17 protein-coding genes are annotated in these 18780 nt (G+C 72.0%); 11 read left to right on the plus strand and 6 right to left on the minus strand.

What is annotated here, in order from left to right; all coding sequences use genetic code 11:
* Window positions 1–159: 159 nt before the first annotated feature.
* Window positions 160–1224: a S66 family peptidase gene (locus tag AC07A4_RS35250; protein ID WP_478606886.1), complete on the minus strand. Its 1065-nt coding sequence runs from the start codon at window positions 1222–1224 to the stop codon at window positions 160–162.
* 136 nt (window positions 1225–1360) lie between these two features.
* Here AC07A4_RS35250 and aroQ point away from each other — a divergent pair, with 136 nt between their 5' ends.
* Window positions 1361–1792: a type II 3-dehydroquinate dehydratase gene (aroQ, locus tag AC07A4_RS35255; protein WP_478607344.1), complete on the plus strand. Its 432-nt coding sequence runs from the start codon at window positions 1361–1363 to the stop codon at window positions 1790–1792.
* Window positions 1793–1826: 34 nt separating this feature from the next.
* On the opposite strand, the gene AC07A4_RS35260 is transcribed toward aroQ, so the two are convergent.
* Window positions 1827–2483 carry an MBL fold metallo-hydrolase gene (locus tag AC07A4_RS35260; protein WP_478606888.1) on the minus strand — a complete coding sequence of 219 codons (657 nt, stop codon included), beginning with the start codon at window positions 2481–2483 and terminating at the stop codon, window positions 1827–1829.
* Window positions 2484–2492: 9 nt separating this feature from the next.
* Window positions 2493–3200 (minus strand): maleylpyruvate isomerase family mycothiol-dependent enzyme, encoded by a 708-nt coding sequence (locus tag AC07A4_RS35265; RefSeq protein WP_478606890.1) that lies wholly within the window; start codon window positions 3198–3200, stop codon window positions 2493–2495.
* Between the two features lie 229 nt (window positions 3201–3429).
* Between AC07A4_RS35265 and uvrA the strand changes: the two genes are divergently transcribed.
* Window positions 3430–6558, plus strand: a complete 3129-nt coding sequence (uvrA, locus tag AC07A4_RS35270) for an excinuclease ABC subunit UvrA (RefSeq protein ID WP_478606893.1) — start codon at window positions 3430–3432, stop codon at window positions 6556–6558.
* A 127-nt stretch (window positions 6559–6685) separates the two neighbouring features.
* Complete coding sequence (locus tag AC07A4_RS35275) at window positions 6686–7459, plus strand: crotonase/enoyl-CoA hydratase family protein (RefSeq protein ID WP_478606894.1); 774 nt, start codon at window positions 6686–6688, stop codon at window positions 7457–7459.
* Between the two features lie 34 nt (window positions 7460–7493).
* On the opposite strand, the gene AC07A4_RS35280 is transcribed toward AC07A4_RS35275, so the two are convergent.
* Window positions 7494–8060 (minus strand): YceI family protein, encoded by a 567-nt coding sequence (locus tag AC07A4_RS35280; protein ID WP_478606895.1) that lies wholly within the window; start codon window positions 8058–8060, stop codon window positions 7494–7496.
* Between the two features lie 112 nt (window positions 8061–8172).
* On the opposite strand from AC07A4_RS35280, the gene AC07A4_RS35285 reads away from it, so the two are divergent.
* Window positions 8173–9033, plus strand: a complete 861-nt coding sequence (locus AC07A4_RS35285) for a helix-turn-helix domain-containing protein (protein ID WP_478606898.1) — start codon at window positions 8173–8175, stop codon at window positions 9031–9033.
* A 20-nt stretch (window positions 9034–9053) separates the two neighbouring features.
* Here AC07A4_RS35285 and AC07A4_RS35290 read toward each other — a convergent pair whose 3' ends face one another.
* On the minus strand, window positions 9054–9980 hold the full coding sequence (locus AC07A4_RS35290) for a carbohydrate kinase family protein (protein ID WP_478606900.1): 927 nt from the start codon (window positions 9978–9980) through the stop codon (window positions 9054–9056).
* A gap of 185 nt (window positions 9981–10165) precedes the next feature.
* Here AC07A4_RS35290 and AC07A4_RS35295 point away from each other — a divergent pair, with 185 nt between their 5' ends.
* Window positions 10166–10588, plus strand: coding sequence for a Rieske (2Fe-2S) protein (locus AC07A4_RS35295; protein ID WP_478606903.1), 423 nt, complete (start codon window positions 10166–10168; stop codon window positions 10586–10588).
* 52 nt (window positions 10589–10640) lie between these two features.
* On the opposite strand, the gene AC07A4_RS35300 is transcribed toward AC07A4_RS35295, so the two are convergent.
* Window positions 10641–11588: a hypothetical protein gene (locus AC07A4_RS35300; protein WP_478606906.1), complete on the minus strand. Its 948-nt coding sequence runs from the start codon at window positions 11586–11588 to the stop codon at window positions 10641–10643.
* A gap of 229 nt (window positions 11589–11817) precedes the next feature.
* On the opposite strand from AC07A4_RS35300, the gene AC07A4_RS35305 reads away from it, so the two are divergent.
* From AC07A4_RS35305 to whiA, 6 genes are all read left to right on the plus strand, one after another.
* Window positions 11818–12483, plus strand: coding sequence for a papain-like cysteine protease family protein (locus AC07A4_RS35305; protein ID WP_478606908.1), 666 nt, complete (start codon window positions 11818–11820; stop codon window positions 12481–12483).
* 5 nt (window positions 12484–12488) lie between these two features.
* Window positions 12489–13364: a hypothetical protein gene (locus AC07A4_RS35310; protein WP_478606911.1), complete on the plus strand. Its 876-nt coding sequence runs from the start codon at window positions 12489–12491 to the stop codon at window positions 13362–13364.
* A gap of 82 nt (window positions 13365–13446) precedes the next feature.
* Window positions 13447–15600, plus strand: a complete 2154-nt coding sequence (gene uvrC, locus AC07A4_RS35315; RefSeq protein ID WP_478606914.1) for an excinuclease ABC subunit UvrC — start codon at window positions 13447–13449, stop codon at window positions 15598–15600.
* The gene (rapZ, locus tag AC07A4_RS35320) at window positions 15597–16532 is read left to right on the plus strand and encodes an RNase adapter RapZ (protein WP_478606916.1); all 936 of its coding nucleotides are present in this window, start codon (window positions 15597–15599) and stop codon (window positions 16530–16532) included. Before uvrC ends, rapZ begins: the two co-directional genes overlap by 4 nt.
* A complete protein-coding gene (locus AC07A4_RS35325; RefSeq protein WP_478606918.1) occupies window positions 16529–17545 on the plus strand; it encodes a gluconeogenesis factor YvcK family protein in 1017 nt (338 codons plus the stop codon). The genes rapZ and AC07A4_RS35325 overlap by 4 nt, the downstream gene beginning before the upstream one ends.
* Window positions 17536–18525: a DNA-binding protein WhiA gene (gene whiA / locus AC07A4_RS35330; RefSeq protein WP_478606921.1), complete on the plus strand. Its 990-nt coding sequence runs from the start codon at window positions 17536–17538 to the stop codon at window positions 18523–18525. The genes AC07A4_RS35325 and whiA overlap by 10 nt, the downstream gene beginning before the upstream one ends.
* Window positions 18526–18780 lie beyond the last annotated feature (255 nt).

The raw sequence follows: 18780 nt of genomic DNA on the forward strand, positions 1-18780 counted from the left end.
TGTGCACGCTGCATGAACTACCCACCGTGATGGGCGGTTACGGGGGCGCGCGGAGGTTCGACCGCGCATCAGTACGGCACGTGCGTGCCCCTGGCCCCAGCGCGTCCCACGCGTGCGCCCGCGCCTTCGGGCGCCACGCGCGTGTGCCCGCGTACCGCCTCAGTACGTGACGGTGAGCCGCCGCTCCCGGCCGTCCACGCGCACGACCCCGCCGTACGGGATCACGTACTGCGGGTCGGTGTGTCCCAGGTCCACGTCGAAGACCGCGGGGATGTCCGGCGCGTACAGGGCCAGGGCCCGCAGCACGGCCTCCCGCTGCTCGCGCGCGTAGCGGGCCCGCTCCGGCGCGGTGGTGCGCCGCTCGAAGCTCCAGGTCTTGGCGCGGCCCATGACGAGCGCCCCGAAGCGGGCGAGCAGCCCGCGCTCACCCATGTTCCGCAGGATGCGGAACACCTCGGTGGCGGACGGGAGTTCCTCGCAGGTCTCCAGGAACAGCACATGGCCGTCGTACGCCGCTGGGTCGGCGATCTCGCGGTCGGCCATCAGGAGCCACGACAGGACCTCGAGACTGCCGCCCCAGGAGCGCCCCTCCACGACCGGCTCGGCCCCTGGAGGCAGGTGCCAGGACCAGCCGTCCGCGGGATCGGTCTCCGGCTCGGCGGCGAACGTGGCCGGGTCGTCCCAGGGGAGGTCCACGACGCGGAAACGGTCGGAGGGGACCACTTCGTAGGGGCCCGGTACGAAGAGAGCGGCCCGCAAGGAGTCGGCAGTCTGGCGGGCCATGGCTCCCGGCCGCCCCAGTTCGCACATCACCGAAGCGCCGTGGAAGCTGACGATGCCCGTCTGCCACAAGAAGGCGTGCAGGACGGTGTTGTCGCTGAACCCGAAGTACGGCTTCGGGTGGGCGCCGATCAACTCCCGGTCCAGGAACGGCAGGACGGTGATCAGGTCGTCGCCGCCGATGCTCGCGAAGAGGGCCTTCACCGTCGGGTCGGCGAACGCGGCGTGCAGGTCGTCGGCGCGCTCCCGCGGCGACGCGCCCATCTTGCGCGTCGTCGGGTACTCCACCGGCTCCAGGTGGAACCCCGTGCGCAGCCGCTCCAGGCCGAGGTCGTAGGGGAGCGGGAAGAGCTCCGGAAGACCGGCGGACGGGGACACGATCGCCACACGGTCGCCCGGCGAGGGCTTCGGAGGGTAGCGGGGCTCTTCGAAGGGCGGCGTCATGCCGGGCAGCGTACGTCCGGCCGTCCGCCGGGCGCACCGCGATAACCCGCCGGGCGCACCGTGATAAACCGTCTGTGAGCAGCAGCCCGACGCACCGGAGGTCCCTGTGCCCCACACCCTCACCACCGCCCCGATCATGATCCTGAACGGGCCCAACCTGAACCTCCTGGGCAAGCGGCAGCCGGAGATCTACGGCACCGACACCCTGGCCGACGTCGAGGCCCTGTGCGCCAAGGCGGCCGCGGCGCACGGCGGGACGGTCGACCTGAGGCAGTCCAACCACGAGGGCGAGCTGGTGGACTGGATCCACGAGGCGCGCGAGCACCACGTGGGCATCGTCATCAACCCGGCCGCCTACTCGCACACGTCCATCGCCCTCCTGGACGCGCTCAACACGTGCGACGGCATGCCGGTGGTGGAGGTCCACATCTCCAACATCCACCAGCGCGAGGCGTTCCGGCACCACTCGTACGTCTCGCAGCGCGCCGACGGCGTCATCGCGGGCTGCGGGGTGCAGGGGTACGTGTTCGGGGTGGAGCGGGTCGCCGCGCTCGCGGCACGGGGCTGACGGCGGCGCCGGCGGCCCGGCGCCGCCCGCCGGTTCACCAGCCGCGCTCGCGCCACTCCCGCAGGTGGGGGCGCTCCGCGCCGAGCGTGGTGTCGTTGCCGTGGCCGGGGTAGACCCACGTCTCGTCCGGCAGCGTGCCGAAGATCTTCGTCTCGACGTCGTCGATGAGGCTCGCGAACCGCTCCGGGTCCTCCCAGGTGTTGCCGACGCCCCCGGGGAAGAGACAGTCGCCTGTGAAGACGTGCGGATGCCCGTGCGGGTCGTCGTAGACGAGCGCGATCGAGCCCGGAGTGTGGCCCACAAGATGGCGTGCGGTGAGCGAGATCCGGCCGAATTCGATCGTGTCGCCGTCGTCGACGAGGACCTCCGTCGGCACCGGGATGCCCTCGGCGTCCTCGCGGCCCGCGTACGTCCGCGCGCCCGTCGCCCCGACGACCTCCTCCAGGGCCTGCCAGTGGTCCCCGTGCTGATGCGTGGTGACGACGGCCGTGATGCCGTCGTCGCCGATCAGGCTCAGCAGCGTCCGGGAGTCGTTCGCCGCGTCGATCAGGAGCTGCTCGTCGGTCGCCCGACACCGCAGCAGATAGGCGTTGTTGTTCATCGGTCCGACCGCGACCTTCGAGACCATCAGGTCCCGCAGCTCGTGCACGTCCGCGGGCCCGCCGACCTTCACCGCTCCGCTGTACGTCATGGAGGCAGCCTATAGCGGGGGCAGGGCGGGCAGCGGGCCGCCTTCGACGGTCAGGGAGGCGGCGAGCGCGGCCGCGTCACGGCGCCCCGCGAGCCAGCCGAGCAGGGCGGGCGCCGGGCCGCTGACCGTGACCTCCGGCTTGTCGCCGCTCTCCTGGGCGCGGCCCGTGCCCCACGCGCGCGTGCCGTCGGTGACCCGGGTCGCGGGCACGTCGGGGTGCCCGGCGAAGCGGTCCGCGAGGAAGGCGATCTCGCGCTCGGTGAACTCGGCGGACAGGTCCTCCAGCTCGTAGCCGACCCCGAGGTCCACGTGGTGCAGCTCCATCTCGACCCACCGCCGGAAGGGCACGCGGGACGCGGAGTCCGTGACGCCGTTGCGCAGCTCCACCGTCCTGGACCAGTCCGCCGGGCGGTCCGCCTCGTCCTGGAAGCGCGCCGCGGACAGCCGGACGTCCTCGATCTGCTCGGCCAGGGGGCGGGGCGCGCCCCGCTCGATGTCGCCGTCGCGGGCGTCGGCGCTCGTGTACATGGGGCGGCCCGCGAGGACGTTCACGAGCGCGTCGGCGTTCCGGGCGAGGTGGGTGAGGACGTGGCCCCGGCTCCAGCCGGGAAGCCGTGACGGCTCGGCGGTCGCGGCGTTGTCCCATGCGGAGGCCGCGCTGAGCAGCCGGTCGGTCGCGTCACGTACAGACGCCAGGTCGCGCACATGATCAATCATGGGCCTGACGATAGCCGCGCCACACGTTCGGGTGAAGGCGCTTGAGCACCCCCTCAAATCGAATGTCCGTGCTATAAGCTCGGGCGTGGCATCGGGCACTCTTGGTGGTCTGGTCTTCATCGTGGCACCGACCAGAGAATCCGTCCCGGCGTTGTCAGTGGGTCGCCCTAGTCTGTGAAGGACGGGGGCCCCGCCCCTGTCACTTCTCTCAAGAAAGGTGCGGACCGGCGTGGCCGACCGTCTCATCGTCCGTGGCGCGCGCGAGCACAATCTCAAGAACGTCTCGCTCGACCTCCCGCGTGACTCCCTCATCGTCTTCACCGGTCTGTCCGGGTCCGGAAAGTCCTCGCTCGCGTTCGACACGATCTTCGCCGAAGGCCAGCGCAGATACGTCGAGTCCCTCTCGTCGTACGCACGCCAGTTCCTCGGCCAGATGGACAAGCCGGACGTCGACTTCATCGAGGGCCTCTCGCCCGCGGTCTCCATCGACCAGAAGTCGACCTCGCGCAACCCGCGCTCCACCGTCGGCACCATCACCGAGGTGTACGACTACCTGCGCCTGCTGTTCGCCCGCATCGGCAAGCCGCACTGCCCCGAGTGCGGCCGCCCGATCTCCCGCCAGTCGCCGCAGGCCATCGTCGACAAGGTCCTCGAGCTCCCCGAGGGCAGCCGCTTCCAGGTCCTTTCGCCGCTGGTGCGCGAGCGCAAGGGCGAGTTCGTCGACCTCTTCGCCGACCTCCAGACCAAGGGCTACAGCCGCGCGCGGGTCGACGGCGAGACGGTCCAGCTCTCCGAGCCGCCCAAGCTGAAGAAGCAGGAGAAGCACACCATCGAGGTGGTCGTCGACCGCCTCACGGTCAAGGAGAGCGCCAAGCGCCGCCTGACCGACTCAGTGGAGACCGCGCTCGGCCTCTCCGGCGGCATGGTCGTGCTCGACTTCGTCGACCTCCCCGAGGACGACCCCGAGCGCGAGCGCATGTACTCGGAGCACCTCTACTGCCCGTACGACGACCTGTCCTTCGAAGAGCTCGAGCCCCGCTCCTTCTCCTTCAACTCGCCCTTCGGCGCCTGCCCGGAGTGCACCGGCATCGGCACCCGCATGGAGGTCGACCCCGAGCTGCTCGTCCCGGACGAGGACAAGTCGCTCGAAGAGGGCGCCATCCACCCCTGGTCGCACGGCCACACCAAGGACTACTTCGGCCGCCTCGTCGGCGCCCTCGCCGACGCCCTCGGCTTCTCCATGGACATGCCCTGGGCAGGCCTCCCGCAGCGCGCCAAGAAGGCCCTGCTGTACGGCCACAAGACCCAGATCGAGGTGCGCTACCGCAACCGGTACGGCCGCGAGCGGGTGTACACCACCGCCTTCGAAGGCGCCGTCCCCTTCGTCAAGCGGCGCCACTCCGAGGCCGAGAGCGACGCGAGTCGCGAGCGCTTCGAGGGCTATATGCGCGAGGTCCCCTGCCCCACCTGTGAGGGCACGCGCCTGAAGCCGATCGTCCTCGCCGTCACGGTCATGGGGAAGTCCATCGCCGAGGTCTCGGCGATGTCCATCAGCGACTGCGCGGACTTCCTCGCCGAGCTGAAGCTGACCGCCCGCGACAAGAAGATCGCCGAGCGCGTCCTGAAGGAGGTCAACGAGCGGCTGCGCTTCCTCGTCGACGTCGGCCTCGACTATCTGTCGCTGAACCGCGCCGCGGGCACCCTCTCCGGCGGCGAGGCCCAGCGCATCCGCCTGGCCACGCAGATCGGCTCCGGCCTGGTCGGCGTGCTCTACGTCCTGGACGAGCCGTCCATCGGCCTGCACCAGCGCGACAACCACCGCCTCATCGAGACGCTGGTGCGGCTGCGCGACATGGGCAACACCCTCATCGTCGTCGAGCACGACGAGGACACCATCAAGGTCGCCGACTGGGTCGTCGACATCGGCCCCGGTGCGGGCGAGCACGGCGGCAAGGTGGTGCACAGCGGCTCCCTGAAGGAGCTGCTCGCCAACGACAAGTCGATGACGGGCCAGTATCTGTCGGGCAAGAAGGAGATCGCCGTCCCCGACGTGCGCCGCCCCACCGACCCGTCCCGCCGGCTCACGGTGCACGGCGCGCGCGAGAACAACCTGCGGGACATCGACGTCTCCTTCCCCCTCGGTGTCCTCACCGCCGTCACCGGCGTCTCCGGCTCCGGAAAGTCGACGCTGGTCAACGACATCCTCTACACGCACCTGGCCCGGGAGCTGAACGGCGCCCGCTCCGTCCCCGGCCGCCACACGCGCGTGGAGGGCGACGACCTCGTCGACAAGGTCGTCCACGTCGACCAGTCGCCCATCGGCCGCACCCCCCGGTCGAACCCGGCGACGTACACCGGCGTCTTCGACCACGTCCGCAAGCTCTTCGCGGAGACCACCGAGGCGAAGGTCCGCGGCTATCTCCCCGGGCGCTTCTCGTTCAACGTCAAGGGCGGCCGCTGCGAGAACTGCTCCGGCGACGGCACCATCAAGATCGAGATGAACTTCCTCCCGGACGTGTACGTCCCGTGCGAGGTCTGCCACGGCGCGCGCTACAACCGCGAGACGCTGGACGTGCACTACAAGGGCAAGTCCATCGCCGAGGTCCTCGACATGCCGATCGAGGAGGCCCTGGGCTTCTTCGAGGCGGTCCCCGGCATCGCCCGCCACCTGAAGACCCTCCACGACGTGGGCCTCGGGTATGTGCGCCTCGGCCAGTCCGCGCCCACGCTCTCCGGCGGCGAGGCCCAGCGCGTCAAGCTCGCCAGCGAGCTCCAGAAGCGCTCCACCGGCCGCACGGTCTACGTCCTGGACGAGCCGACCACCGGCCTGCACTTCGAGGACATCAGCAAGCTGATCAAGGTCCTGTCCGGCCTGGTCGACAAGGGCAACACGGTCATCGTCATCGAGCACAACCTCGACGTGATCAAGACGGCCGACTGGGTCGTCGACATGGGCCCCGAGGGCGGCAGCGGCGGTGGCCTCGTCATCGCCGAGGGCACCCCCGAGCAGGTCGCCTCGGTGCCCGCCAGCCACACCGGCAAGTTCCTGCGGGAGATCATCGACGCCGACCGCATCAGCGACGCGAGCGCGCCTCCGGCGCGGGGCACGAGGAAGAAGACGGCCGTGGCGGCCACCTCCGCCCCGGCAAAGAAGACGGCGACGGCCAGAACCGCCAAGACGGCTGCCGCCAAGAAGACGGCCGCGGCGGAGGAGACGGCCGCAGTCAAGAAGACAGCCGCTCCCAAGAAGGCAGCGGCCGTCAAGAACACCGCCGCTGCCAAGAAGACCGTCGCCGTCAAGAAGACCGCTGCCAAGAAGGCACCGGCCAAGAAGGCGACGCGGAGCCGCACGGCCTAAGGGCGCACCCGGCGCTCACCCGGCGCCCACCCGTCCGTCCGCCCCACCCGGGGCGGACGGACCCGGGCCGACGACGGGCCCGAACCACCCTTGTCCACCGGGCCCCGCCCATGGTCGGCTTGCCCCCATGCCCGTACGCATCGAGCGCCAAGGCCCCGTCACCACCGTCGTCCTGTCCCGCCCGGACGTGCGCAACGCCGTCGACGGCCCCACCGCCCGCGCCCTCGCCGACGCCTTCCGCGCCTTCGACGCCGACCCGGACGCGTCCGTCGCCGTCCTGTGGGGCGAAGGCGGCACCTTCTGCGCGGGCGCCGACCTCAAGGCCATGGGCACCCCGGACGGCAACACCATCGCCGAAGTGGACGGCGAGAGCGACGGCCCGATGGGGCCCACCCGCCTGGAGCTGTCCAAGCCCGTCATCGCCGCGGTCTCCGGATACGCCGTCGCGGGCGGTCTGGAACTCGCCCTCTGGTGCGACCTGCGCGTCGCCGAGGACGACGCCGTCCTCGGTGTGTTCTGCCGCCGCTGGGGCGTGCCGCTGATAGACGGCGGGACGGTGCGGCTGCCACGCCTCATCGGCGAGAGCCGCGCCATGGACCTGATCCTCACCGGGCGCCCCGTGGCCGCCGCCGAAGCCCTCGGCATGGGCCTGGTCAACCGCGTCGTGCCGCCGGGCACCGCCCGCGCGGCCGCCGAACAACTGGCCGCCGAGATCGCGGCGTTCCCCCAGACCTGCCTGCGGCACGACCGCCTCTCCGCCCGCGAACAGCACGGCCTGTCCGAACGCCAGGCACTCGAAGGCGAGACGCGCCACGGGCTGCACGCGCTCGGTGAAGCCGTCGAAGGCGCCGCCCGCTTCGCCGCCGGAGCAGGACGGCACGGAGCCTTCGGCGACGCCTGAAGGGGCCGCACGGCGGCTGTGGCGGCCCCGGCGGCTACGCCTCGCCCTTGCCCGGCTCCAGGAACTGCATGTCCAGCTGGATCTTGACGACCTCGCCGAGCATCCCGGGAGCGAAGGTCAGACCGAACTCGCCGCGCCGGATCTCGCCCGTCGCCTCGAACCCCGCGTGCCGGATGTCACCGAACTCGCCGAGCCCGCCGAACTCCACGGCGAGCGTCACCGGACGCGTCACGTCGCCGATGGTCAACTCGCCCTCCATCGACCAGTCCTCGCCCGCGCCCTGGATGCGCGTCGAACGGAACACCATCGTCGGGCGGCGCTCCACGTCCAGCAGATCGGACGCGCGGACGTGCGCGTCCCGGTCCGCGTTGCCCGTGTCGATCGACGCCAGCTTGATCGTGGCGGTCACGGAGCTGGTCTCCGGCGTCTCACCCACGACGAGCTCCGCGTCGAACTCGGCGAAACGGCCCCGCACCTTGGAGATGCCCAGGTGACGGATCGTGAAGTTCACCGCGGAGTGGAGGGGATCGAGGGTCCAGCGGCCCGCGGGCAGCGGAAGAGGGGTCGTGACGGTGGTGGCATCAACGGATTCATAGGTCATGCCGACCACTGTGGAACGCCGTGGGAAGCCGAGGAAGGCCGGGCTGAGGCTGGTAGTGACAGGGCCACGATCAGGGCTCAGGATCGCTCCAGCGCCCTGATACGTTCGAATGGTGAGCGACAACGAGCTGGGAGCGTTTCTGCGTACGCGCCGCGAGGCCGTCACGCCCGCCGAGGCGGGCCTGCCGAGCGGACCGCGCCGCCGCACCCCCGGACTGCGCCGCTCCGAGGTCGCCATGCTCGCCGGCATCAGCGTCGAGTACCTCACGCGCCTGGAACAGGGCCGCGACCGCCACCCCTCGCCGCAGGTCCTCGGCGCGCTCGCGGACGCCCTGCGGCTCAGCGTGGAGGAGCGGCTGCACATGCGCCGCCTGCACAAGGTGAGCAGCAGCGACGGCGACCCCTGCTGCACGGGCGCGCCCCCGCCGTCCCTGGACGTACGGGCCACCGTCCGCGACCTGGTGCACCGCCTCGAACCCACCCCGGCGGTCCTCCTCAACCGCCTCAGCGACATCCTCGCGTACACGACAGGCTACGAACGGATCGCCCGCCCCCTCGGCCTGCTCGACGGGCAGCGGCCCAACATCGTCCGGTTCCTGTTCACCGACGAGCGGGCCCAGCGGGCCTTTCCCGAGTGGGACCGCGTCGCGGACGAGCAGATCGCCCACCTCAGAAGCGAGTCGCCGCTGGTCGACCCGCATGTCCGGGAGTTCGCCGACGAGTTGACCGTCCTCGCCGGAGCGCCGTTCGCCGACCGCGTCGCCGCCGTCCCCGGCGTGCCGCGCCGCAGCGGCGTCCAGCGCCTCGCGCATCCCGAGGCGGGCGAGCTGCGCCTGTCGTACGAGACGCTGGCGCTGCCCGACATCGACGGCCAGCGCCTGCTGGTCCACCTCCCCGCGGACGACGCCACGTCGGCCGCCCTGGACCGCCTGAACGGCCGTCAGCCGGGCGGCCTGCGCGCGGTCAGCGGCTGACCCGAGAGCGGCCGGAGCGGCTACGCCTCCGCCAGCTCACCGGCGTACGGCGGCTCCGCGCCCGCCCGCGAGCAGGTGACGGCCGCGGCCCGCGCCGCGAAACCCAGGACGGCCGCCCACGCGTCGCCGCCGAGCCCCGCCACGGCGGCCGCCGACAGCGCCTCACGCGCCGCCAGGCCGTGCAGCAGCGCGGCGTTGACGGTGTCGCCCGCGCCGATGGTGTCCACGACGTCGACGCGGACGCCCGGCACGGCGATCTCGCCGCACGCGCGCGTGAAGACCGAAAGGCCATCGCCGCCGCGCGTGACCACGACGGCCGCGGGCCCAGCCGCCAGCCACTCCTCGGGCGAGCCGCCCAGCCAGCGCGCGTCGTCCTCCGACAGCTTCAGGAGCGCCACCGACGGCAGCCAGCTCTTGAACCGGGCGCGGTAGGCGTCCGCGTCGGGGATGAGACCGGCGCGGATGTTCGGGTCGAGCGCCGTGAACACGCCGTCCGCCGCCGCGCGCCGCATCAGCTCCTCGTACGCGCTCGCGCCCGGCTCCAGGGCCAGCGAGCAGGTCCCGAAGACCATGGCCCGTACGCCGTCGGGGAGCCGCGCCGGCGCGGTGAAGAGCCGGTCGGCGGTGCCCTCGACGTAGAAGGAGTAGCCGGCCGAGCCGTCCGCGCCGATCGAGGCCACCGCGAGCGTCGTCGGCTCGGTGCCGCGCTGCACGCACGAGACGTCGACGCCCGCCGCCCGCAGCCGCGCGAGCAGGGCCTCGCCGAACGCGTCGTACGAGACGCGGGAGAAGAAGGCGGCGGGGGAGCCCAGACGGCCGAGCGCGACCGCGGTGTTGAAGGGGCCGCCGCCGAGCCGGGGCGCGAGCGGGGCGAGGGCGCCGTCCGTGGCCGGCCCTGAGTCCTGGGGAACGAGGTCGATGAGGGCTTCACCTGCGGCGACTATCACTGATGGTTCCTTTCCCGCGCTCCGCTTGCGCCCAGGCTAGAGCCTGCGCCGGGGCCCGGCCGGAGCGGGCGGGACTCGGGCACGGCACGGGCCGACACGGTCAGGCCCGTGCCGGACGCGGTCCCGAAGGTCCGTAACGGTAGGGTCTGCCCCGTCGCCAAACCCTCCTGACCTGTGGAGACCTCATGTCCGGCACCTCCCACGCCCGTCGCGCGGTGCTGCGCGCCGCCGCGCTCGCCCCGGTCGCCGGGCTCGGTCTGACGGCCTGCTCATCCGGTGACGGCAACGGCAACCGCTCGGCGCCGACGGAGCCGGTGGACCTGGGCGGCGCCGACGAGGTGGCGGTGGGCGCCTCGAAGCTGTACACCGACCACAACGTGGTGGTCAGCCGGATCGCGGACGACGAGTACAAGGCGTTCAGCACGATCTGCACGCACGCGCGGTGCCCCATCAACAAGCTCCAGGGCAGCAAGCTGATCTGCCAGTGCCACGGCAGCCAGTTCGACGCGAAGAACGGCAAGGTGCTGAAGGAGCCCGCCGTCGCGCCCCTGGAGGAGCTGCCCGTGAAGGTGGCGGGCGGCAAGATCGTGGCGGGCCCCGGAGCCTGAGCGGACCCCGGAGCCTGAGCGGCCGCCGGGGCCAGAGCGGGCCCCGGGCCGGTCACTCCCAGTCCCACTCGATCCCGATGATCCCGGCCCGTACCTGCGGCTCCACGAGGTGCACCGAGCGGTGGCTGCCGCTCAGCGTGAGCTCCCGGCGTGCCGCGCGCGGGGCGGCGGCCGAGTGCTGGGTGAAGCGGTGGCAGCGCACGGGCAGGGCGTCCTCGGCGAAGCCGACCTGCAGCGCGTACTGACCACCCGCGAAGCTGAACCCCCTGAAGTACTCGCTGCTCGGCCCGGCCGTGCCGTCCTCGAAGCCGTAGCGGAACATGTGCGTGTCGCCCGCGCGCAGCCGGGCGTCGAAGAGCAGCTCGGCGACCAGGACGCCGGTGTCGTGGTGCCAGCGCACGCGCCCGGCACGGCAGTTCTCCAGGGCGAGCACCCGGGTGTGTTCCGGAGCGCAGCCGGGGTCGCCGTGGTGGATGGCGACGTAGCGGTCCACGCCGTCGCGGTGCGCGCGCACGATGTGCTCCGAGTCGCGGCCGAGGAGCTCGCGTGCGGCACCGATGCGGACGCGCTCGTGGTGGCCGATGGTGTGCAGCCCGCCGTCGAGCGGAGAGCCGAGCTCGCCCAGCAGGCCCTGCAGGACGTCGGCGGCCTCCACCAGGGAGCGGTAGGAGCGGGCGGCGGGCCGTTCGCCGCAGGGTGCCTCGTCGGCGCGGGCGAGCAGGCGGATCAAGGACTCTTCGGGGAGGTCGAGTATCTCCTCCAGGGCGCGCACGGCGCGCAGGGACTCGGCGCGCTGCGGGCGGCGCGCGCCCTGTTGCCAGTAGCTGAGGCTTGTCACGCCCACGCTCACGCCGTGGCGCGCGAGATGGTGGCGCACGCGCTGCAACGGCAGCCGCCGGGCGGCGATCGCGGCGCGCAGGGCGACGTGGAAGGGGCCGGTGCGCAGGGCTGAGGCGAGTTCGTCCGGAGCGTTGTCCACGGGGGAGGGGGCGTGCCGCACCGCGGGTCCTTTCTGTGAACGTTCACACCGGCTGTGGGGTGTACGCGCCGGTCGGAGCGGTCGGCCAGGTGAGCGTACGGCCGGTGTTCACAGGGGTGGGGGGTTGTTCACGGTTCCATTAACCCCGCATTGAAGCGTGTTGACCGGAAGTCAACAAGCCTTGATGCTCAACCCAGCGTCCGGACGCGTTCCTCCACCTCAAACCCCCACTGTGCTCGGGAGGACCGCGATGCGCTCCAGAACCAGCAACTCCAGCCGCCGCAGACGGCTGTGTGCCCTCGCCGTCGCCGCGACGGCCCTGTTCGCCGTGCCGACGGCCACGGCGGCCGCCACGCCGCCGCCCGCCCCGGCGTCCATAGCCGCCCCGGCCGCCGTCGCCCCGACCGCGGCCGACCCGTCCGGCGCCTCCGCCCTCGCCGCCAAGCGCCTGAACATCACCATGCAGGCGCAGCAGAAGACCAACTGGTGCTGGGCCGCGGCGGGCAACACCATCGCCACCTACCTGGGCAAGAACTACTCCCAGAACCAGTTCTGCAACGCCGCCTTCAACCGCAGCCAGAACACCGAGTGCCCCAACAACCAGGCCACCTTGGGCAATGTGCAGACCGCCCTGAGGTGGGCGGGCATCAACTCGGGCTCGTACGTCACCGGCTGGCTGCGCTACGACACCGTGCAGAGCGAGATCAACGCCAACCGTCCCGTCGAGACCCGCATCCAGTGGTCCAACGGCGGCGGCCACATGCACGTCATCTACGGCTACGACACCGCCAACAGCTGGGTGTACTGGGGCGACCCGTGGCCGTCGAGCGACCGCTACAACTGGGCGTCGCACTCCTGGTACGTCAACAACAACACCTTCTCCTGGACCCACTCGCTGTACCGGATCGGGGCGTGAGAGCGATGACCCGTCACCTGCCCCGCGTCTACGTAGAGCGCGATTCCCGCAATCGCCGTCTCCTGAAGGCCACGCTCGCCGGTTCGGCCGCCGCGCTGCTGCTCGGGCTCGCGGCGCCGCACGCCAGCGCCGACTCCGGCCCGTCGGCGCCTCCCGCGCCGTCGGCACCCTCCGAGGCCACCCGGGGCGCCGCGCACGACGCGGCCGAGGCCCCGAAGACCCTCGACACGCTCGCCCGCTTCTTCGCCCGCGACAACGCCGTCTCGAAGGCGAAGGCCGACCCGCGCGTGCAGGGCGAGCGCGCCGTACCCGTCTACTACGTGTCGCCCGACTTCGTCGCGGGCAAGCCGGGCGCGCCGATCGCCCGCATGGAGTTCCTCGCCAGCGCGGCGGTCTCCTCCGACGGCCAGAAGGCGTCGCTGTGGACCGTCAAGCAGTCCGGCTCCTGGCAGGTCGTGAACATCGCCACCGGGGACGACGAGACCCGCTACGCGCGCGTGGGCGCCGCCAAGCTCCCCGGCGGCACCGTCTTCCACGAACCCCAGATCAACGCCTGGTACGTGCAGAAGGGCGAGCGGATCCTGCCGCTCGACAAGGACGCGGTGCGCGCCGTCGGCGCCGACGGCACGACGGCCGCCGCCTACCAGAAGCGGGTGCACAAGGCGTACGGGGACAAGCTGCCGGGGTCGGCGTACGCGAAGTCCGGCAAGGCGGGCGGCTTCGGCCCCCAGCAGGGCGGTGCCGCTGAGGCCGCGTCCACGGCGGAGTCCACCGACGCGACGGTGACCGTGGTCTCGTCCGTGGCCGCCGTCGGCGCCGCCGTCGCGCTCGGGCTCTCCGGGGCCGCGCTGGTCCGGCGCCGGTCGCGCCGCTTCGGCTGAGGCGACCCCGGCCCGCGGCCGCCGCGTTCGCCGCCCCGGCCGCGACGCGGTGATGTCACACCCCGCCAGTAGGCTGTCCGCCATGGCCGACCCTTCCAGCTACCGTCCCAAGCCGGGACAGATCCCCGACTCGCCGGGGGTCTACCGATTCCGTGACGAGCACCGCCGTGTGATCTACGTCGGGAAGGCCAAGAGCCTGCGCCAGCGCCTGTCGAGCTACTTCCAGGACCTGGCGAACCTGCACCCCCGCACGGCCACGATGGTGACGACGGCGGCCTCCGTGGAGTGGACGGTCGTGGCCACGGAGACGGCCGCGCTCCAGCTGGAGTACACCTGGATCAAGGAGTACGACCCGCGCTTCAACGTCAAGTACCGCGACGACAAGAGCTATCCCTACCTCGCGGTGACGATGAACGAGGAGTTCCCGCGCGTGCAGGTGATGCGCGGTCAGAAGAAAAAGGGCGTGCGCTACTTCGGCCCCTACGGCCACGCCTGGGCCATCCGCGACACCGTGGACCTGCTGCTGCGCGTCTTCCCCGTGCGCACCTGCTCCGCCGGCGTCTTCAAGAACGCCGCCCGCACCGGCCGCCCCTGCCTCCTCGGCTACATCGGCAAGTGCTCCGCGCCCTGCGTGGACCGCGTCTCCCCCGAGGAGCACCGGCAACTGGCGGAGGAGTTCTGCGAGTTCATGACGGGCCGCACGGGGACGTACATCCGGCGCCTGGAGCGCAAGATGACGGACGCGGCCGAGGAGATGGAGTACGAGCGGGCGGCCCGCCTCCGCGACGACATAGAGGCCCTGAAGAAGGCGATGGAGAAGAGCGCGGTCGTCCTCGCCGACGCCACCGACGCCGACCTGATCGCCCTCGCCGAGGACGAGCTGGAGGCCGCCGTCCAGATCTTCCACGTCCGCGGCGGACGCGTGCGCGGCCAGCGCGGCTGGGTCACCGACAAGGTCGAGGCCGTCACCTCCGCGGACCTCGTCGAGCACGCCCTCCAGCAGCTCTACGGAGAGGAGAGCGGCGACGCGGTCCCCAAGGAGGTCCTCGTCCCCGCGCTGCCCGACCCCGTGGAGCCCCTCCAGGAGTGGCTCACCCAGCGCCGCGGGTCGAACGTGTCGCTGCGCATCCCCCAGCGCGGCGACAAGAAGGACCTCATGGAGACCGTCGCGCGCAACGCGCAGCAGTCGCTCGTCCTGCACAAGACCAAGCGCGCCTCCGACCTCACGACCCGCTCCCGCGCCCTGGAGGAGGTCGCCGCGGCCCTGGAGCTCGACAGCGCCCCGCTGCGCATCGAGTGCTACGACATCTCGCACCTCCAGGGCGACGACGTCGTGGCCTCCATGGTCGTCTTCGAGGACGGCCTCGCCCGCAAGAGCGAGTACCGCCGCTTCCAGATCAAGGGCTTCGAGGGCCAGGACGACGTCCGGTCCATGCACGAGGTGATCACGCGCCGCTTCCGGCGGTATCTCGCGGAGAAGGAGAAGACGGGCGAGTGGAGCCCGGAGGAGGCCCAGGAGAGCCTCACCGAGGAAGACGGACGCCCCAAGAAGTTCGCCTACCCGCCCCAGCTCGTCGTCGTGGACGGCGGCCAGCCCCAGGTCGCCGCCGCCCAGCGCGCCCTGGACGAGCTCGGCATCGACGACATCGCGGTCTGCGGCCTCGCCAAGCGCCTGGAAGAGGTCTGGGTGCCGGACGAGGACGACCCGGTGATCCTGCCGCGCACCAGCGAGGGGCTCTACCTCCTCCAGCGCGTACGAGACGAGGCGCACCGTTTCGCGATCTCGTACCAGCGGACGAAGCGGACCAAGCGCTTCAAGGCATCCCCGCTGGACGAGGTGCCCGGTCTCGGTGAAGCCCGCAAGCAGACGCTGATCAAACACTTCGGGTCGGTGAAGAGGCTGCGGTCCGCGACCCTCGACCAGATCCGCGAGGTCCCGGGCGTCGGCCAGAAGACGGCGGAGGCCGTCCTCGCGGCCTTCGCCCGAGCGGCGCCGGTGGCGCCCGCCGTGAACACGGCGACTGGAGAGATCATGGAAGACGAGGACCCCGTGGGGGCGGGAGACTCGGACCAGGAAGGGGAGCCCGCACCACCGGGCGCCCCGGACGGCGAGCGGCCCGCCCCGGCGGCAGACTCGGAGCACGACGAGGGGCCCACACCGACCGAGGCCCCGCGTGACAGCGAGGCACCCACACGCGTGGGCGCCTCAGAACGACGACGGGGGATGGAGACATGAGCGAGCACGACGAAGGCGGCACCCAGGTGAGTACGGGCACGACCATCGAGGCGGGTGAGGCCGCGGAGGCGGCCATTCCCGAACTAGTGATCATCTCCGGCATGTCCGGCGCCGGGCGCAGCACGGCCGCCAAGTGTCTGGAGGACCTCGGCTGGTTCGTCGTCGACAACCTGCCCCCCGCGCTGATCCCCACCATGGTCGAGCTCGGCGCCCGCTCGCAGGGCAACGTCGCCCGCATCGCGGTCGTCGTCGACGTGCGCGGCCGCCGCTTCTTCGACAACCTCCGCGAGTCCCTCGCGGACCTGGAGTCCAAGCACGTCACCCGGCGCATCGTCTTCCTGGAGTCCTCGGACGACGCCCTGGTGCGCCGCTTCGAGTCGGTGCGCCGCCCGCACCCCCTCCAGGGCGACGGCCGCATCGTGGACGGCATCGCCGCCGAGCGCGAGCTCCTGCGCGAGCTGCGCGGCGACGCCGACCTGGTCATCGACACCTCCAGCCTGAACGTGCACGAGCTGCGCGCGAAGATGGACGCCCAGTTCGCGGGCGACGAGGAGCCCGAGCTGCGGGCCACGGTGATGTCCTTCGGCTTCAAGTACGGCCTGCCGGTCGACGCGGACCTCGTCGTCGACATGCGCTTCCTGCCCAACCCGCACTGGGTCCCGGAGCTGCGCCCCTACACCGGCCTGAACGAAGAGGTGTCGGCGTACGTCTTCAACCAGCCCGGCGCCAAGGAGTTCCTCGACCGCTACACCGAACTGCTCCAGCTGATCGCCGCAGGCTACCGCCGCGAGGGCAAGCGGTACGTGACCATCGCCGTCGGCTGTACGGGCGGCAAGCACCGCTCCGTCGCCACGTCCGAGAAGCTCGCCGCCCGGCTTTCCTCCGCCGGCATCGAGACGGTCATCGTCCACCGGGACATGGGGCGCGAGTGAAGCCCAACCGCCGGGTGCTCCGTCTGAACCGCCTGGGCCGCAAGCGGGGCACCCAGCCCAAGGTCGTCGCCCTCGGCGGCGGCATGGGCCTGTCCGCCTCGCTCGCGGCCCTGCGCCGCATCACCGGAGACCTCACCGCCGTCGTCACCGTGGCCGACGACGGCGGCTCCAGCGGCCGCCTGCGCCAGGAGCTCGGCGTGCTCCCGCCGGGCGACCTGCGCAAGGCGCTCGCCGCGCTGTGCGGCGACGACGACTGGGGCCAGACCTGGGCGCGCGTCATCCAGCACCGCTTCCAGTCCCGCGGCGACCTGCACGAGCACGCGGTCGGCAATGTGCTGATCGTCGCCCTGTGGGAGCAGCTCGGCGACCACGTCCAGGCCCTGGACCTGGTCGGCAAGCTGCTCGGCGCGCACGGGCGCGTGCTGCCCATGTCCGCCGTGCCCCTGGAGCTCCAGGCCCTGGTCAAGGGGCACGACCCCGAGCGCCCGGACGACGTGGACACCGTCCGCGGTCAGGCCACCGTGGCGCTCACCCCCGGCGAGGTGCAGTCCGTGCACCTCGTCCCGCAGGACCCGCCCGCCGTCCCGGAGGCCGTCGCCGCCGTCCTGGACGCCGACTGGGTGGTCCTCGGGCCCGGCTCCTGGTTCTCCTCCGTGATCCCGCACCTGCTCGTCCCCGAACTCCTTGACGCGCTCACGCAGACCAAGGCCCGCCGGATCCTCTCGCTGAACCTCGCGCCGCAGCCGGGAGAAACAGAAGGGTTCTCTCCGCAGCGTCATTTGGAGGTTTTGGCCCGACACGCCCCTAAACTCGCCCTGGACGTGGTGCTGGCCGACGAGGCCGCCGTGCCCGACCGTGGGTCCCTGACCGACGCCGCCAAGCGGCTCGGTGCCACGGTGGAGCTGGCGCCGGTGGCCCGCGAGGACGGCAGCCCCAAGCACGACCCGGAGCTGCTGGCCGCCGCGTACGACCGTATTTTTCGGATGCATGGAAGGATCGGCCCATGGCGATGACGGCAGCGGTGAAGGACGAGATCTCCCGGCTTCCCGTCACCCGGACCTGCTGCAGAAAGGCGGAGGTCTCGGCGATCCTGCGGTTCGCGGGTGGACTGCACCTGGTCAGCGGCCGCATCGTGATCGAGGCGGAGCTGGACACGGCGATGGCGGCCCGCAGGCTGAAGCGGGACATCCTGGAGATCTTCGGCCACGGCTCCGAGCTGATCGTGATGGCCCCGGGCGGGCTGCGCCGCGGCTCGCGCTACGTGGTCCGCGTCGTCGCGGGCGGCGACCAGCTGGCCCGCCAGACCGGCCTGGTGGACGGCCGCGGCCGCCCCATCCGGGGGCTGCCGCCGCAGGTGGTCTCGGGGGCCACCTGCGACGCGGAAGCCGCCTGGCGCGGCGCCTTCCTCGCGCACGGCTCGCTCACCGAGCCGGGCCGCTCCTCTTCTTTGGAAGTGACCTGCCCGGGTCCCGAGGCCGCCCTCGCGCTCGTGGGCGCCGCCCGCCGACTGCAGATCGCGGCCAAGGCCCGCGAGGTGCGCGGCGTGGACCGCGTCGTCGTCCGTGACGGTGACGCCATCGGCGCCCTCCTGACGCGGCTCGGCGCCCATGAGTCCGTGCTCGCCTGGGAGGAGCGGCGGATGCGGCGCGAGGTCCGCGCCACCGCCAACCGCCTGGCCAACTTCGACGACGCCAACCTGCGCCGCTCGGCCCGCGCCGCCGTCGCCGCCGGTGCCCGGGTGCAGCGCGCCCTGGAGATCCTCGCCGACGACGTCCCCGAGCACCTCGCGGCCGCCGGGCGGCTGCGCATGGAGCACAAGCAGGCCTCCCTGGAGGAGCTCGGCGCCCTCGCCGACCCGCCGCTGACCAAGGACGCCGTCGCGGGCCGCATCCGCCGCCTGCTCGCCATGGCCGACAAGCGGGCGCAGGACCTGGGCATCCCCGGCACGGAGTCCAACCTCACGGAGGAGATGGCGGACAACCTCGCCGTGTGATTTCCCCGGCCGCCGCCTGAGCCCCCGGTCCCCGTCTGAGCCCACGGTTCGCCATCTGAGCCCCCGGTGACGCCGGAATCCGGGGGTTTTGCGCTCACCCGTGCACCCCTGTGGAACGGGTGAGCGCAGTGACGTGCGTGGCGATTATCACTACCGGACAGTATTGCCTCCGCGCGGCCTCTCGATGTCACTTCGGGGCATGGGGAGAGGTAGGGTCGGAGGCGGTCGGGGACATCCCAATACAACTCGCCGGCG

The sequence above is a fragment of the Streptomyces sp. NPDC043996 genome, from assembly GCF_056435225.1.